The organism is Streptomyces sp. NPDC048479, from assembly GCF_040651435.1.
Lineage (GTDB): Bacteria > Actinomycetota > Actinomycetes > Streptomycetales > Streptomycetaceae > Streptomyces.
This window is the reverse complement of record NZ_JBEZKA010000003.1, coordinates 98,429-114,778: the sequence shown is the minus strand read 5'-3', so window position 1 is coordinate 114,778 and position 16,350 is coordinate 98,429. Positions and strand designations below refer to the sequence as shown.

General features: G+C 70.0%; 14 protein-coding genes. 4 read left to right on the top strand and 10 right to left on the bottom strand.

Features of this window, described 5'->3' with window-relative positions; genetic code table 11:
* Positions 1–124 precede the first annotated feature (124 nt).
* Entirely contained in the window at positions 125–1,282 is a 1,158-nt protein-coding gene (locus AB0D12_RS05780) for an acyl-CoA dehydrogenase family protein (protein WP_362677996.1), read from the top strand.
* Positions 1,283–1,310: 28 nt separating this feature from the next.
* On the opposite strand, the gene AB0D12_RS05775 is transcribed toward AB0D12_RS05780, so the two are convergent.
* The 4 genes from AB0D12_RS05775 to AB0D12_RS05760 form a co-directional block, all read right to left on the bottom strand.
* Positions 1,311–1,655: a rhodanese-like domain-containing protein gene (locus tag AB0D12_RS05775; protein ID WP_362677456.1), complete on the bottom strand. Its 345-nt coding sequence runs from the start codon at positions 1,653–1,655 to the stop codon at positions 1,311–1,313.
* Positions 1,656–1,720: 65 nt separating this feature from the next.
* Complete coding sequence (locus tag AB0D12_RS05770) at positions 1,721–2,554, bottom strand: hypothetical protein (RefSeq protein ID WP_327324847.1); 834 nt, start codon at positions 2,552–2,554, stop codon at positions 1,721–1,723.
* A 33-nt stretch (positions 2,555–2,587) separates the two neighbouring features.
* Complete coding sequence (locus AB0D12_RS05765; protein WP_362677454.1) at positions 2,588–4,069, bottom strand: DUF2252 domain-containing protein; 1,482 nt, start codon at positions 4,067–4,069, stop codon at positions 2,588–2,590.
* Between the two features lie 123 nt (positions 4,070–4,192).
* The gene (locus AB0D12_RS05760; protein ID WP_362677995.1) at positions 4,193–4,543 is read right to left on the bottom strand and encodes a helix-turn-helix domain-containing protein; all 351 of its coding nucleotides are present in this window, start codon (positions 4,541–4,543) and stop codon (positions 4,193–4,195) included.
* A 122-nt stretch (positions 4,544–4,665) separates the two neighbouring features.
* Between AB0D12_RS05760 and AB0D12_RS05755 the strand changes: the two genes are divergently transcribed.
* Entirely contained in the window at positions 4,666–5,280 is a 615-nt protein-coding gene (locus AB0D12_RS05755; protein ID WP_362677994.1) for an NAD(P)H-dependent oxidoreductase, read from the top strand.
* A gap of 205 nt (positions 5,281–5,485) precedes the next feature.
* Here the strand turns inward: AB0D12_RS05755 and AB0D12_RS05750 are convergent, their stop codons facing one another.
* The 6 genes from AB0D12_RS05750 to AB0D12_RS05725 form a co-directional block, all read right to left on the bottom strand.
* Complete coding sequence (locus tag AB0D12_RS05750) at positions 5,486–6,145, bottom strand: response regulator transcription factor (RefSeq protein WP_327328406.1); 660 nt, start codon at positions 6,143–6,145, stop codon at positions 5,486–5,488.
* 45 nt (positions 6,146–6,190) lie between these two features.
* Complete coding sequence (locus tag AB0D12_RS05745) at positions 6,191–7,885, bottom strand: histidine kinase (RefSeq protein WP_362677452.1); 1,695 nt, start codon at positions 7,883–7,885, stop codon at positions 6,191–6,193.
* A 126-nt stretch (positions 7,886–8,011) separates the two neighbouring features.
* A complete protein-coding gene (locus tag AB0D12_RS05740; protein WP_362677450.1) occupies positions 8,012–10,048 on the bottom strand; it encodes an APC family permease in 2,037 nt (678 codons plus the stop codon).
* 182 nt (positions 10,049–10,230) lie between these two features.
* Positions 10,231–11,217, bottom strand: a complete 987-nt coding sequence (locus tag AB0D12_RS05735; RefSeq protein WP_362677448.1) for a D-cysteine desulfhydrase family protein — start codon at positions 11,215–11,217, stop codon at positions 10,231–10,233.
* Between the two features lie 32 nt (positions 11,218–11,249).
* Positions 11,250–11,420, bottom strand: a complete 171-nt coding sequence (locus AB0D12_RS05730) for a hypothetical protein (protein ID WP_362677446.1) — start codon at positions 11,418–11,420, stop codon at positions 11,250–11,252.
* A complete protein-coding gene (locus AB0D12_RS05725; RefSeq protein WP_362677444.1) occupies positions 11,413–14,343 on the bottom strand; it encodes an AAA family ATPase in 2,931 nt (976 codons plus the stop codon). Before AB0D12_RS05725 ends, AB0D12_RS05730 begins: the two co-directional genes overlap by 8 nt.
* A 328-nt stretch (positions 14,344–14,671) precedes the next feature.
* Here AB0D12_RS05725 and AB0D12_RS05720 point away from each other — a divergent pair, with 328 nt between their 5' ends.
* Together AB0D12_RS05720 and AB0D12_RS05715 are read left to right on the top strand one after the other, a co-directional pair.
* The gene (locus tag AB0D12_RS05720; protein WP_362677442.1) at positions 14,672–15,790 is read left to right on the top strand and encodes an isoafricanol synthase; all 1,119 of its coding nucleotides are present in this window, start codon (positions 14,672–14,674) and stop codon (positions 15,788–15,790) included.
* A complete protein-coding gene (locus AB0D12_RS05715) occupies positions 15,787–16,086 on the top strand; it encodes a hypothetical protein (RefSeq protein WP_362677440.1) in 300 nt (99 codons plus the stop codon). The genes AB0D12_RS05720 and AB0D12_RS05715 overlap by 4 nt, the downstream gene beginning before the upstream one ends.
* Positions 16,087–16,350 lie beyond the last annotated feature (264 nt).

Sequence of the window (16,350 nt, the reverse complement as noted above, 5' to 3'; positions counted from 1 at the left end):
CCTCGCTGTCGTTCACTTCGAGGCCCTGTCCTTTCCGGGCTGTGTTCTTTTTCAAGAACGTGTTCTATCTTGACGGTCCGTCAGGTAGAGATTCGGGCAGCGCCGGTGCATGGGAGGACAGGCAGTGGACTTCACCTTCACCGAGGAGCAGCAGGCGGCCGTCGAGGCAGCCAAGGCGGTCTTCTCGGGCGTCGCGCCGGACGGAGTACCGAGCCCCGCGCTCACTCCGGGCGCGGTGGCCGAGGAGTTCGACAGGCCTCTGTGGGCCAAGCTCGCGGACACCGATCTGCTGAGTCTGGTTCTGTCGCCGGAACACGGCGGGGCCGGCCTGGACCCCATAGCGCTCTGCTTGGTGCTGCGGGAGTCCGCGAAGGTGCTGGCACGGGTGCCGTTGCTGGAGACGAGCGCGGTCGCCATGGCCGTAGAGCGTTACGGCAGGGCGGAGTTGAGCGACGAGATACTCCCCCGGATCGGCCGCGGCGAGCTGGTGCTCACCGTCGGTGCCAACGGCCGCACCGGCCATGACCCCGCCGAGCTCGCCGTCACCGCACGCCGGGACAGCGAGCACAGGGACGGCTGGGTCCTCGACGGTGTGCAGACAGGCGTGCCCTGGGCGCAGTCCGCGGACCGGATCGCCGTGCCGGCACACACCGATGAGGGCCATGCCGTGTTCGCCCTGGTCCCCCGGGACCGGGAAGGCCTCGCTCTCGCCGAGCAGATCTCCACCAGCGGCGAGCGCTTCGCCGAGGTCAGCCTGGACTTCGTGCGGATCGACAGCAGCGAACTGATCGACGCCGAGGGCGCCTGGGAATGGCTGCGCCAGCTCCTCGCCACCGGAACCTGCGCACTCGCGCTCGGACTCGGCGAAGGCGTGCTCTCCATGACGAGTGCATACACCGGCAAGCGCGAGCAGTTCGGCTTCCCGGTCGCGACGTTCCAGGCCGTCGCCGTCCAGGCAGCCGACCGCTATATAGATCTCCGCTCGATGGAAGCGACCCTCTGGCAGGCGGCCTGGAGATTGGCCCCGTCGCCCCATGGCCCGGGGGTCGGCGGCCCGCTGCCTGTGGCCGGCGATGTCGCGGTGGCGAAGATCTGGGCCTCGGAGGGCGTACGCCGCGTCGTCCAGACGGCACAGCATCTGCACGGCGGCTTCGGCGCGGACACCGACTATCCACTGCACCGCTACCACGCATGGGCCAAGCAGCTCGAGCTCTCACTCGGTCCGGCCGCGGCCCATGAGGAGGCCCTCGGCGACCTGCTGGCCGCCCACCCCCTCGGCTAGCGGCTCACCGGCGTACGAGCTGGGAACCTCAGAGGACGGAAGCCGGGCCGCCGTTGTCGGTGACCATCGGGCGTCCGGCGCCCTCCCAGGCGAGCATGCCGCCGTCGATGTTCACGGCGTCAATGCCCTGCTGCACCAGATACTGCGTGACCTGCGCGGACCGGCCGCCGACGCGGCACATCACATGCGCCCGGCGGCCGTCGGCAACCGCCTCGGTCACTTCACCGAAGCGGGCCACGAAGTCGCCCATCGGGACGTGCAGCGCGCCTTCGACGTGCCCGGCCGCCCACTCGTCGTCCTCCCGGACGTCCAGCACCAGACCGCCGGACGGTACCGCCGCGACGTCCACCGAGGGCAGCGGGGCGAAATTCATGGGTCATGCCTTCTCTCGTACGTACGCTGCAGGGTCCTGAGGCTTTCTGAAAAGCCTCAGGCAACCTACTCCACCAGTCCGGACAGTTCCGCCTCACGCTCGGCGACCTGTGCCAGCAGCTGCTCGGCGATCTCCTCCAGCAGCCGGTCCGGGTCGTCCGGAGCCATCCGCAGCATGGCGCCGATCGCGCTCTCTTCCAGCTCCTGGGCGACCGCGGTCAGCAGCTCCTTGCGCTGCGACAGCCACTCGAGCCGGGCGTAGAGCTCCTCACTCTCGCTGAGTTGCTGCTCCGGAGGCACGGGCCCGGCCGCCCACTCCTCGGCCAGCTCCTTCAGCATCGCCGCGTCCCCGAGCGCGTATGCGGCGTTCACCCGCGTGATGAACTCATCGCGCCGCGCCCGCTCCGTCTCGTCCTGGGCCAGATCCGGATGCGCCTTGCGCGCCAGCTCGCGGTAGAGCTTGCGTGCCTCCTCGCTCGGCCGCACCCGCTTCGGCGCCCGTACGGGCTGATCGTTCAGCATCGCGGCAGCCTCGGGGGACAGGCCGTCGGAGTCCATCCAGTCGTGGAAGAGCTCGTCGACGCCGGGCATGGGCATCACCATGGCCCGCGCCTCCTGCGCCTTGCGCAGATCCTCCGGGTCGCCGGTGGCGGCGGCCCGGGCCTCCGCGATCTGGGCGTCCAGCTCGTCCAGGCGCGCATACATCGGACCGAGCCTCTGGTGATGCAGTCGGGAGAAGTTCTCCACCTCCACCCGGAACGTCTCCAGTGCGATCTCGAACTCGATCAGCGCCTGCTCGGCCGCGCGCACCGCTTTCGCCAGCCGGGCCTCGGGCCGCGTCTGCGCGTCCTGCTCTTCGTCGTTCCGGGTCGTCGGCCCCCCGGGTGCATCCTGGGTCACCCGTCCAGCCTACGGGCGCGGCGGAGCACCCCGTCACACCCCCAGCTCAGCGGCTATTCGACCGTTCTTGACCGCCGCCAGAAGCTCCTCGTGGTCCGCTTCCGTACGGTCCGCGTAGGTCATGGCGAAGCCGGCCACCGCCTCGTCGAGCTCCTCGTTCTTGCCGCAGTACCCGGCGATCAGCCGCGGGTCGGCGCTGTGCGCATGCGCCCTGGCGAGCAACGCGCCGGTCATCCGCCCGTAGTCGTCGACCTGGTCCGGCGCGAGCGCCGCCGGGTCCACACTGCCCTTGCGGTTCCTGAACTGCCGTACCTGGAACGGCCGTCCGTCCACCGTCGTCCAGCCCAGCAGGATGTCGCTGACCACCTGCATCCGCTTCTGGCCGAGCACCACCCGGCGCCCCTCGTGCTCCACATCCGCGACCGCGAACCCGGCGGCCGGCAGATAGGGCAGCAGTGCTGAGGCCCGCGCCTCCTTCACCTGAAGCACCAGCGCCTCTCCCCGGTGGTCGAGCAGCAGCACCACATACGACCTGGTGCCGACGCTCCCGGTCCCCACCACCCGGAAGGCCACGTCATGAACCGTGTAGCGCGCGAGCAGCGGCTGCCGGTCCTCCGACACGGTGGCCAGGTACTCCGCTAGTGCGGAGGCAACAGCCGCCGCCTCCGCGTCCGGCACCCGCCTCAGCACCGGTGGCGCGTCCACGAAGCGCCGTCCGCCGTCGCCGCTCTCCTCCGTCGCCTTGGCGGCGAAGCGCGCACTCGTGTTGTTGCGGGCCTTCGCCGAGACCCGCTCCAGGGTGCCGAGCAGATCCCGCGCGTCCGTGTGGGATACGAGCTCCTCGTCGGCGATGGCGTTCCACGCGTCGAGCGCCGGCAGCTTCGCCAGCAGCCGCATGGTGCGCCGGTACGCGCCCACAGCGTCGAACGCGGCCGCCCGGCAGACGGCTTCGTCCGCACCCGCCACACGCCCTGCCAGCACCAGTGAGACCGCGAGCCGCTTGAGGTCCCACTCCCACGGGCCGACGACGGTCTCGTCGAAGTCGTTCAGATCCATGACGAGGCGGCCGCGCGCGTCGCCGTACAGCCCGAAGTTCGCCGCGTGGGCGTCACCGCAGATCTGCGCGCTCATCCCGGTGACCGGCGTGCCCACCAGGTCATGGGCCATCAGCCCGGCCGAGCCGCGCAGAAAGGCGAAGGGCGTGGCGGCCATCCGGCCCACCCGTATCGGTGTGAGCTCCGGCACCCGGCCCCGGCTGGACTCCTCGACGGCCTGGATCGCGCCGGGCCGCTCCACGGCGAGCACCAGCGAGTCGTGCGAGGACCGCGGGATCCGGTCCCGCAGCGCCTTGCCCTTCTCCTTCGGCGACTGCACAGCACCTGGAGCGCCGGCCGTCCCCGCCGCCGTACGCCGCGCAAAGCCGGCCACCGTTGGAATGCGCACATTGCCGCCATCGGCCCCAACACCGCCCGACTCCGGTTGCTGCACCGGCGTCACCGCCTCAGCCTCGCTCATGAAGCGCTGCCTCCCCCGTCGTCGTACGACATCAACTTCAACATCAACTGCCAAAGACCGTACCGCTGCCGGCCGACAACCGTCTCCCCCTGTGGACAACGTGGGGAGCAGCTCCGATCGGGCTCAGCAGCCGTTCTCGCCGGTGTGCCCCAGATGCGTCTCCGCCCACAGCGCCAGCTCCTTGAGCGCGGGCTCCATCGCAGCCCCGGCCTCGGTCAGCCGGTACGCGACCCTCAGCGGCGGCCCTTCGTCGACCTCCCGCACAACCAGCCCCGCCGCCCCCAGCTCGGTCAGCCGGTCCGAGAGCATGCGCTCACTGATGCCCGGAATAGCCCGCCTCAGCTCCGCGAAGTGCACCGCGTGCTGCATCAGCACCGAGACGATCGGCCCGGTCCAGCGCTTGCCGAGCAGCTCGAAGACGCGGGTGATGCCCCCGTCGACCTTCTTGCACGCTTCCTCGCTGTGTTCAGCCATGCCCCGTTCAGCCATACCCCCAGAGTACTGCGCCAACACAAGGGACTTACAAAAAATAAGCGACTATGTTATCCATAGGTACGTACGGAATTTCAGTGACACGCACCCCCCTGGAGCACCTCATGGCCACGCTGCTGCATCTCGACTCTGCCGTCTTCCCCCAGGGCTCGGCCTCCCGCGACACCACCGCAGCCTTCGTCCAGGCCTGGCAGGAGCAGCACCCCGACGGCAAGGTCGTCTACCGCGACCTCGCCGCCGCCCCCGTGCCCCACCTGGACTTCGCCGCCGCCTCAGCGGGCGTCGACGACGCACTGCGCGCCGAGCTCGCCGCCGAGCTCAACGCGGCAGACGCCGTTCTGATCGGCGCACCGATGTACAACTTCACGATCCCGTCGACCCTCAAGGCATGGCTGGACCAGGTGATCGTCGTCGGTCACAACGCGGGCATCCCCGACGGCCCGGTGGCCGGCACCCCGGTGACCATCGTCGCCAGCCGCGGCGGCTCATACGCCCCCGGTACCCCGCGCGAGGACTTCGAGTTCGTCCAGAACTACCTGGAGAAGGTGTTCACCGGCATGCTCGGTGCCGAGGTCGACTTCATCGTCCCCGAGCTGACGTTGGCTCGCTCCAGGCCGGAAATGGCCGAGCTCATCCCGCTCGCCGACGCCTCCCGCACCAAGGCACTGGACGAGGCCGCCCAGAAGGGCAAGGAGCTGGCCGCGCGCCTCGCCGCCTGATCGCGCAGACCGAACACGCGCGCCCGCGGGGGATGGACGGATACACCTCCGCGGGCGTTACGCGTGAAGCAGCGAACACTCATGTTCCACGTGAAACGTCGTTCACGATCGCCCGATCGGCATCCGGCGATGAGCATCCGGCAATCGGCGTCCCCTGATCAACATCCCCGGCTCACCGCCCCCGTACCGCTTCGCGAGCCAGTGCTCACAGCCCCGCGTCGCGCGCCAGCAGCGCCGCCTGCACCCGGTTCTCGCACTCCAGCTTCGCCAGGATCCGGCTCACATACGTCTTCACCGTGGCCTCGCTCATATGCAGCCGCCGACCGGCGTCAGCGTTGGACAGTCCCTCCCCGAGCAGCGCCAGCACCTCCCGCTCACGCCCGCTCAGTCCTGCCACCCGCGCCCGTGCCTCCTCACCGCGCGCCGCCGCCCGCCCCGAGGCCAGCTGGTCCACCACATGCCGGGTCGCGCCGGGGGAGAGATAGGCATCGCCCGCAGCCGCCGCCCGTACCGCTCGGATCAGTTCCGCGGGCGCCGTGTCCTTCAGCAGAAACCCCGCGCCCCCGCACTCCAGCGCCCGCAGTACGTTCTCCCGCTCACCGAAGGTCGTCAGTACGATCACCCGCGCCGCGGGGAGAGCCCTGCGCAGCTCCCCCAGCGCGGTGAGCCCGTCCATCACCGGCATCTGGATGTCGAGCAGCACCACATCGGCGCTGTGCGAACGGGCCAGATCGATCGCCTCACGGCCGTTCGCCGCCTCCGCCACGACCTCGATCCCGCGGTCCGAGGTGAGGATCATCCGGATCCCGGCCCTGATCAGCGGCTCGTCATCGGCGACGACGACCCGTATCGGCGACCCGGTCACATCCACCCCCACTTCCACCCCCGCACCTCGCTGCGCCTCGCCCGCCTACCGGCTGACCTCGTAGGTCTTCTTCTCGATCAGCTTGCCGCCCTTGAAGCAGAACCGGAACACCGGCTCGGTGTCGAAGTTGTCCCCCACCTCCGAGGACATCAGCACCAGGCACTCAGAGCCCGCCGGCTCCTTCGGACCCGTCCCGGCCAGCCCGGTCGTCGCGATGGTGTCCCCGCTCGGCAGCTGGTCGCGAACCTCGTCCTCGCCCGCCCCGATCTGCACTCGCCCGTACTCTTCCGGGTCGATCATCCCCTTGTTTGCCGCCCCCACCAGGAAGAACAGCCCGAAGATACCGGCAACCACCAGCACCAGCAGGGCCGCCAGCGCGATTCCGCACCCCAGCGCCCACCCGCCGCCCCTGCTCCGGTCGCGGCCGGCCATCGCCAGCTCCCGCTCGGAGACACTCCAGTCCATGACCGGAGCACCGTTCCCGAGAGCGGCCTTCGGCGACTGCTGGCGGAAGTCGTCCTCCGCGGCGACGAACGGCGCCGCCTCCACCACCCCGTACGGCAGCACCCCCGCCACCCGGAAACCCCCGCCGTCCGCCGGCCCCGCATGCACCATGCCGCCGACCAGCCGCGCCCGCTCACGCAGCCCGGTCAGCCCCTGCCCGCCGCTGACCACCTCGCCCGGCGCCACACCCCCAGCCGCCCCATTGATGATCTCGACGACGAACGAGTCCGGCTCGTACCGCAGCTCCACACCGATCGGCGCGCCGGGAGCGTGCTTGTACGCATTGGTCAGCGCCTCCTGCGCAATGCGGTACGCCGCGTGGTCGGCCGCCGCGGCGAGCGACCGCACCTCGCCCGTACGCCGCAGCTCCACCGTGTTCCCCGCCACTCGCGCCGCCTCGACGAGCCCCTCGATCCCGGCCGTCCCGCGCGCGGACCGCCCCGACTCGTCCACCGGCGCGGGCCCTTCGACCCCGTCCCGCAGAATTCCGACGACCTCACGCAGCTCATGCATCGCGGTCACCGATGCGCCCCGCAGCACCCCGACCACCTCCCGCTGCCGCAGCGTCAGCTCGGGGTCCACCTCCAGCGCCCCGGTGTGCACGGATATCAGCGCCAGCTGGTGGCCGAGGCTGTCGTGCATGTCCTGCGCGATCCGCTGCCGCTCACGCAGCCGCGCCTGCCCCGCCACCATCGCGTGCTCACGCAGCAGCTGGGCATTGCGCTCCTGCAGCGCATGCAGCAGGGTCCTGCGCTGCGTCCAGTACCGGCTGGCCAGACCCGGTACGACCGTCGTCGCCAGGAAGTACAGCGTGGTGAACAGCACGAGGCTCATCGGTGCCTGCTGCGACCAGGAGTCCAGGAGCACGATGGCGTCAAAGAGGACGTACGCGATGGTGAACGCCGCCAGCGTCCGTCCGGCACCCACGATCCTGCGACCCGCCGACCACCCCACGACCATCAGCAGGGGGGCGAAACCGCTCAGAAGCGATGCGAGCGCACTCGTCACCACCAGCACCGGGGCGGGCATCCGCCGCCGCAGCAGCGACAGCACCGCGGCCGCCGCTCCCACGGCGAGCAGCCGCGGCCCCTCGCTGCCCAGCAGTTCCTCGGTCCCTGCCGCCATGAGGCCGAGCACCAGCGCGAGCACCGCCTCGCCGGCGGTCCGCCGCCGCGACCACAACTCGGGCGCCGCCAGCCACTGCCAACCGGCCCGGAACTTCGATGACGCGTCCACGCCCGAACCCTAAGCAGCGAACCCCGCCGTCCACGGCCCACTTTCGTCGCACGCGGCAGCGACGAACGTCGCTCAGCCGATGCCTGCCCCGTTGCAGGTGCGGCCCGGTTACTGAAGCCCGCCCGGTTACTGATGCGCGCCGACGTCGTCGCTCTTGTCGGGCTTGATGGGTTCTCCGCGGCGGACCGAGCCAGGAGCACGGGCGGCCGGGTGGTCGGCGTGCGCGGAGGAGGTGAGCTGCCAGGGAACGCTGGTGACCATGACGCCGGGGGTGAAGAGCAGCCGGCTCTTGAGCCACAGTGCGGACTGGTTGTGCAACAGGGCCTCCCACCAGTGGCCGACGACATACTCGGGGATGAAGACCGCGACGACGTCCCGCGGGCTGGCGCGCCGGATGGAACGGACGTACTCCAGGACCGACCGGGTGATCTCTCGGTACGGGGAGTCGAGGACCTTGAGCGGCACCGGGATTTCGTAGTCCTCCCACTGACGTTGGAGCGCGTTGGCCTGCTCGCGGTCGACCGCGACGGTGAGCGCTTCCAGGTGGTCCGGCCTGAAGGCGCGGGCGTAGGCCAGTGCCCGCAGGGTGGGCTTGTGGATCGTGGAGACCAGCACGATGGCCACCACGCGGGAGGGCGGCTTCATCTCGCTGCGCGGGTCGGTGACCGCCAGTTCGGCCGCGATGGCGTCGTAGTGACGTCGGATGCCCCGCATCATCACGAACAGGACGATGGCGGCGAGCACCGCCAGCCAGGCGCCCTGGGTGAACTTGGTGGCCAGCACGATGACCAGGACCAGGCAGGTGATGACCGCACCGGTGGCGTTGATGATCCTGGCCACCTGGTGCCGACGGCGCGTGGCGGGGTCGGGCTCGGTGCGCAGTTCACGGTTCCAGTGCCGGACCATGCCGGTCTGGGAGAGCGTGAAGGAGGTGAACACGCCCAGGATGTAGAGGTGGATGAGGCTGGTGACATCCGCCTTGTACGCCCACAGCAGCAGACCGGCCACAATCGCCAGGGCCAGGATTCCGTTGGAGAAGGCGAGCCGGTCGCCGCGGTTGTGCAACTGGCGCGGCAGATAGCGGTGCTGGGCGAGGATCGAGGCGAGCAGCGGGAAGCCGTTGAAGGCGGTGTTCGCGGCGAGGATCAGGACCAGGGCGGTGGCGGCCTGGATGAAGAAGAAGCCGACGCTGTTCTCGCCGCCGAAAACGGAGGCCGCGAGCTGGGCGATGACGGTGCGTTGGGTGTACGAGGAGCAGTCGCCGGTCAGACCGGTGAGCCGGCAGGCATCGTCGGTGATGTGCACCTTGGCGACGATGGCGAGGGTGGTGACGCCGACGAACATGGTGATGGCGATGATGCCCATTGCGGCCAGGGTGGCCGCCGCGTTGTGTGACTTGGGCTTGCGGAACGCCGGCACACCGTTGGAGATCGCCTCCACACCGGTCAGTGCCGTACAGCCGCTGGAGAACGCGCGCAGGACGAGCATCACCAGGGCCAGTCCCGCCAGGTTCGCGTCCCCGGGCTCCGGCTTGATGCCGTACGCGGCGCTCTCGGCCACCGGTGCGTCGCCGAGCAGGTAGCGGAGCAGGCCGGTGCCGACCATGATCAGCACGCCGCCGATGAACAGATATGTCGGAGCGGCGAACGTCTGGCCGGATTCACGCACACCGCGCAGGTTCATCGCGGTCAGGAGGGCGACGAAGATGAGCGCCATCAACACCCGATGGTCGACCAGGGCGGGCACGGCCGAGATGACGTTGTCGACCCCGGAGGCGACCGAGACGGCCACGGTCATCACGTAGTCGACCAGCAGCGAGGCGGCGACCACCAGTCCGGCGGAGGGGCCAAGGTTCGTCGAGGCGACTTCGTACGATCCGCCGCCGCTCGGATAGGCGTGCACGACCTGGCGGTAGGAGAGCACCACCACCGTCATCAGCGCGACGACCGCGGCTGCGATCCACGGCGTGAAATGCAGATAGGCCAGCCCGCCGAGGGTGAGCACCAGCAGGATCTCCTGGGTGGCATAAGCCACCGAGGACAGCGGGTCGGAAGCGAAGATCGGCAGGGCGAGGCGCTTGGGCAGCAGCGTCTCGCCCAGCTCCTCACTGCGCATGGCCCGGCCGATGACCAGCCGCTTGAGAATCCCTGTCACGTTGAACACGGCGCGAGCGTAAGCCGCGCCACCTGCTCAACAGCGGGACTCCGGTAGGGGGACAGGCATCAAGAACTCGTTATGATTCCCTACCACTGCGTACATATGGCGCAATTGATCCCACAGCGGCCGCCAGGAGCAGGGAGTCGCGGGCGACCAGCCGTCCCTGCTTTTCGAGAAGCCCGGGAGAACTAGCCTCCGACGGTGAGTGCGGCTTCCGCCTGCGCGAGCGTCGCCGGGTGGCCGAAGAGTCCGGGCAGGCCGCCCGAGTGCAGAAAGATCGTGCGTTGTCCAGGAACGATGTCGCCGTCTTCGGTCGCTGCGATCAGGCCGGCCATCGCGCGTCCGGTGTAGATCGGGTCGAGCACGATGCCTTCGGTGCGTGCGGCCAGCGTCATCGCGGCCATGACCCGCTCGGTCAAAACACCGTAACCGTCGCCGACCTGGTCGAGCCGGAGCCTGACTTCCTCCGGCGCGCGGTGCGTGCCGGACAGGCCGGAGGCCAGTTCGGACACGGTCCGGGCAGGGTCGGTGACGGCACCGCAGTGGACGCCGAGGACGCGGGCGGGACCCAGCACGTCGACCAGGCCGGCCATGGTGCCACCGGAGCCGACCGCGACGACCACATTCGCCACGTCGGGAGCTTGGGTGAGGAGTTCGCGTCCGCATTCGACGTACCCGCGCGCACCGAGCACGCTCGAACCACCGAAGGGAATGAGCACGGGGACAGCGCCGCGCCGTCGCAGCTGCTCCGCCATCTGCTCGGCGGCGGAGCGGAGGGCCTCGGCGTCGACGGCACCGGCCCACACGACCGTGGCGCCGAAGAGCCCGTCGAGGGCGAGGTTGCCGGAGGCCGACGAGCCGGGTGAGCCGGCGAGCACGAGTACAACGTCGAGCCCCAGCCGGGCGCCGGCTGCCGCGGTCAGCCGCGCGTGGTTGCTCTGCGGCGCGCCGGTGGTCACAAGGGTCGTCGCGCCGTCGGCCAGTGCCGCGCCGCAGAGCCACTCAAGTTTGCGGATCTTGTTGCCGCCGCCGCCCAGGCCGGTGAGGTCGTCGCGTTTGATCGACAGGTCGTCCGGGTTGAGGCCGAGTGCACCGGCCAGCCGCGGCATGGGTTCGAGCGGGGTCGGCCACGTGCCGAGCGTGGCCCGTTGCGGGGTTCGGCTGCCGGAGGTCATCGTCACCAACCTTTTCCGCGATGCTCCTGGGCTCACACCGGTGCGGAACGGGTGAGGAGCGAGAAGGCGTGCTCGGCATTGCGCCCGAGGGTTTCCCGGTCGCGGCCGCCCATGCTCGCCGGGCTCGCGAAGTCCCCCTTCACCTTCACCGTACGGGCCGGCGAAAGGGGACGCCTGGCTCCGCACTCGAACGGCTCAGCCATGCGGTGTCGGCGACGCACCCCCCTGCATCCCGATCAGCCTCGGAAGTCCCGCCTGATCGGAGCCGACCTTGCGATAGATGTCCGACAGCAGCCGGGTCACCATCTGATCCTGGGCACCCAGCGCCTCGGCGATGCGGGCGTTCGACCACCCGCGAGCGGCCCATTCGGCCACTGTCCGCTCCTGCGCGGTGAGCGACTCCGTGGCTGCGGTGCGCAGCTGGAGCGGCCACAGACCGGCTGCGTCCAGCTCCTCGCGGGCCCGCGCCGCGAGGGCGTCGGCCCCACCCTGCACGGCGCCTTCCAGTCCACGGTGAAGCTGCTCGGCGGCGCCCTGCGGCAGCCCGGCACGGCGCAGTGCGACGCCGTGGTCCACCAGCGCACACGCCAGGTCGTAGCCGGAAGGGGAGCGCTCGAGGTGTACGACAGCCTCGGCCAGCAGGGTGACCCGCTGCGCACCGTGGGTCACCGAGGCCATGGCACGCAACGCCTGCCCGATCGCGGACTGGGTACCGAATCGGCGGGCCCTGCGAACACCTTCGGAGGCGAGCTCGAGAGCCCGTTCCGGTTCGGAAGCTTCCAGTGCCTGGGCCAGGTGGAGCTGCCAGGGGCACCAGGCGGGGTTGCGCATGCCGCGCGGTTCGAGCCGCTCGCCGACCCGGACGAGCTGCTGCTCAGCTTCCCGCCGCATGCCCAAGGCGAGCAGCAGCTCGCTGTAGACGGTCTGGGAGTCCGGGTACACCACGGCGCTGGGCACGACCTCGCCGTAGCTGTACGTGGTGGCGAGTTCTTGGGCGTCCCGGGTGCGGCCGCGGGCGAGCAGGATCTCGATGAGGATGCCGATGGCGAAGTACTGTGCGGGCACCTGGCGCCCGACCCTGTCCGCGATCCGCAGTCCGGCGCGGACCAGGGTCTCGGCCTCGTCAAGGCGTCCGCGACGATGGCGGATATAGCCCAGAAGCGTGTACCCGAACGAGAGATGGGCGCCGCGCCAGCCCTTGCTCTCGCATTCTGCGATGCCCCTGTTGAAGAGTTCCTCCGCTCGTCCGGGCTGGTCGCAGTACATGAAGGTGAGAGCGACCAGGACCGGGACCTCGAAACCCCACTGCTCGTCGGTCCACTTGAGGCCCTCGCCGAGGGCTTCTTCCGCGTAGTGGAGCGCGGTGGCCGCAGGCTCGCCGCGCACCATGGCGTCCCAGGCGCGCAGCCCCAGGATGTACCGCTCCGCGATGTCCCGGCCGGTGAGGTGCTCGGCGAGCCGGGCCAGCCTGCGCGAGCGGGCGGGCGAGTCCTGTTCGTCGGCCCGGAAGGCGTTCCACATGAACTGCTCCGCCTGCATGTGCAGCCGCGTTCTTGTGTCGGTGGCTCCCCGGGCAGCTTCGGCAACCGTCACGGCGGCCTCGGCCATCCGGTCCGAGTGGCCGAGGGCCTGTGCCAGCCGGTAGACGATCGCCTCGCGCAGTGCCGGGTCCAGGACGGGCTCGTCCAGTGCGGCCCGCAGATGGTTGACCGTGGTCGCGGGTTCGGTCAGCAGGGCGGAGCAGCCGAGTTCGAACAGGAGGTCGGCCCGCTCCTCCAGGGCGGGTGGCTCGCGGAGCGCCCGGGCGAGGCAGCGCCGGGCGGCATCGGGAGCACCTGCCCTGAGGTACTCGCGGGCGGCTTCGCGGAGCTGCCGCACGGCCCAAGGGTCGCTCTCGGGATGCATCTCCAGCAGGTGCCGGGCAGCCGTGGTGGCGCCCAGGCCCGCACTCGACACGATCGCGGCGGCCTGGCCGTGCATGGCGACACGGAACGCCGCGGGAATCGCCCGGTAGACGGCGGTGGCGACCAGCGGGTGGAAGAACTCCAGACGGTCGTCTTCGGCGGCGTCCGGAGCTGCGTCGGCGAGGATGCGGGCCTCGCGCAGCCGGGCGACGGCGTCGGCGGACTCGGCCTCGCCCAGTCCCCCGACGCTCGCGGCCAGGCTCCGGGATGCCTCGGAGCCCAGCACGGCGGCACTCCAGGCGAACCGGACGGCGGAGGTGCCGAGCCGCTCCAGCCGCTCGACGAGTCCGCCGCCCTTCACCGCGGAGGCGAGCTCCCGCAGTTCGGGAACGTGTACGACCTGCGGCTTCAGCCCGCGATCGGCGACCTTGGCGACCAGTTCGACGGTCTCGAAAGGGTTCCCTCCGGTGACCGCCCAGGTCTCGCGGCAGAACGCCTCATCGGCTTCCTCACCCAGAGTTTCCCTGACGATGCGGCTGACCCCGCTGGGGGTGAGCGGAATGAGGTCGAAGGGGCGCGATCCAAGGCGTTCGGCCAGCTTGCCGAACGCCACAGCATTCACGGGGAGTTCATCGGAGCGGTAGGCCACGACGAGCAGCATCGGGAGTTCGGTGACCCGCGGTGCGAAGCCGGTGAGCCAGGCCAGCGACTCGGCGTCGGCCCAGTGGGCGTCGTCCAGCATGACCACCAGCGGCGCGTGCTGCACGGCGAAGCGGGTGGCTATCCAGTCCAGGCCGTCCCGCACCCCCTGCGGATCGGGGGAGACGTTGCCGTTCCCCGCCACCAAACCCACAGCAGGGGCGACGATGTCATACCAACTGCCCAGCATCTTGCGGTGTTCCTTCTCGGAACCTGCCGCAAGTACGGGCTGCACGAGCTGGCGTACGACATGGAATGCGACGCCTTGCTCCTGCTCTCCCCCGCAGGCGAAGAGCACCGTGCAGCCGCGGGCCGCGGCCCTCCTGCGCACCTCGGTGAGGAGTGTGGTCTTGCCGAGTCCGGCCGGCCCGGCGAAGGCCACTAAGCCGCCCGTGCAGGGTGCGACCGGCCCCGTGAACGACGCGCCCAGGTCGGTCAACAGGGCATCCAGTGCCGCGAGTTCCGCGTCACGTTCCAGTAGCAGTCGGCGCGGTCGCCCCGGCCGGTCTCCCGTGTAGGCCACATCCGTTCCTTCGGCCGCGTGTCGGTCCCCGAGTATGCGAAGCGTACGCCCGCCGGGACGTTCCGTAGTCCTCAGGGGAGGTCTTGCCCGCGGAGACGAATGGATTCTGGTAATACCGGCAACCGCACGGCGGTTCCTCTGTCCCCACCTCCCGATGCGCCTCCCCAGGGGGCGCGTACGCGGTCGCGTACGCCGGTATCACGCCACATGACACCCGTCGCTGACGGTCGCTCGGGTAATGCGGCGCCTAGCCTCGTAGGGCGGCGAGAACGCGTCAGGCCTGTACCGCCGAGCCGGTGGGATGCGCCGCGACACTCAGGGGGTGCGTATGGCGAAATCGACGGCTTCCGGCCTTCACCCGGTCCCCTCGGACCCGACCCGGCGCACCGCGGCCATCAGGATTCCGTTCCCTGCCCGCTTCAGCCCGCACGCGGAGCGCGCACGGCGGCACACACTGCAGTGGCTGCAGGAGACGGGCTTGCTGACGGCGGAAGCCGAGACGGCAGAGTACGACGCGCTGCGGCTCGAGCGGCTGATGGCGTACTTCTATCCCGACGCCACAGGCATCGACCTTGAGCTCGCGGCCGACTTCAACGCATGGTTCTTCATCTTCGACGACCAGTTCGACGGTCGGCTGGGGATGCGGCCCGCGGCGATCGAGCATTTGGTGACCACCCTCGTAGGGACCATGACAGCGGTGGGCACGCCCTCGGTGCCCGGCAGGGCGGGCCCACCGCTCGTCCAGGGGTTCCGAGACATCTGGCGCCGGGCGACCGCCGGTACTCCGTACGGCTGGCAGCGTCGGTTCCGTACACATTGGCAGGCCTACATGGCCGCCTATCAAGGGGAAGCACACCACCGGAACGCCGACCGCCTGCCTTCTGTTGAGCAGCTCCTCAAGGTCCGGCGGGACTCCATAGGCGTACAGCCCTGCCTCGACTTCACCGAGAGGTGCGGCGGGTACACCCTGCCGGACGAGCTGCACGGCTCTTCCCCACTCCGGGAGATGCGTGAGATCACCGCTGATGTAGTGATCTTCGTCAACGACATCGTCTCGCTCGCCAAGGAACTGGCCGCCGGGGATGTGAACAACAGCGTCATCGTCCTCCGCGAACAGGAGGGTTGCTCCCTGGAGCGGTCCGTCGAGCACATCGCCGCCCTCGCCAATGCGCGGACGGCCCGATTCGCCCAGCTCGCCGCCACCCTTCCCAGGACGCTGAGCGAACGGGGTGTGCCTGCGGAGGTGCGCGGTCACATCGACCACTATGTGGAGGGCATGGGTCACCTGATGGCGGGCAACCTCGCCTGGTCGCTCGCGACGTCCCGCTACGACGTGGCCGGGATCGCCGCCGTGAGCGGCGGACGGCAACGGCCCTGGGCATACCTCGCCGCGGCAGCCGAGTCCTTGGCCGCGGGCGTTACGCGGAACGCACCGACAGAGAGTTGAGCAGCCTCGTCGGCTACGACGCAGCCTTCGCCGTCACCCGCGACGCCCGCTTCGACGAGGTGCTCCTCGATGACAACACCCCCAAACCCGACGTCCTGCCTGCACTCGTCCTCGGCGTCTCCCTCGACAAGCCCGGCCAGCGCCCCGCCTACAACGGGCTCAAGATCCTCAGCAGGCTCCGCAACCGGGGCTACAAGCCGGGGTACCTCGCTGCAGACCTCGCTTACAACAACTCCGACCCCAATCAATGGCAGCTGCCGGTCCGCGCCCCTGGCTACAAGCCTGTCCATGACTAACGGGTCGACCAGCTCGGCCACGCCAACCGCAGGAAGATCAAGAATTGGGTCGGGACCCTCACGCTCAACGGGGAGCGCCCCCGCAGGCGCAGCCACCACAGGCGGAGAACCAAGCCACTGGGCAGCTGGACCCCCACCGGCTACCTCGCACGGACCGGCTGGCGCTCAGCTCCAGTCACACCGGATGAGAATCATCTGAAGATCAGGGCCCGCATCGTGAGGTATGCCACGGTGTGGTCTCTTTCACGTAAAAACGCCCCGAAT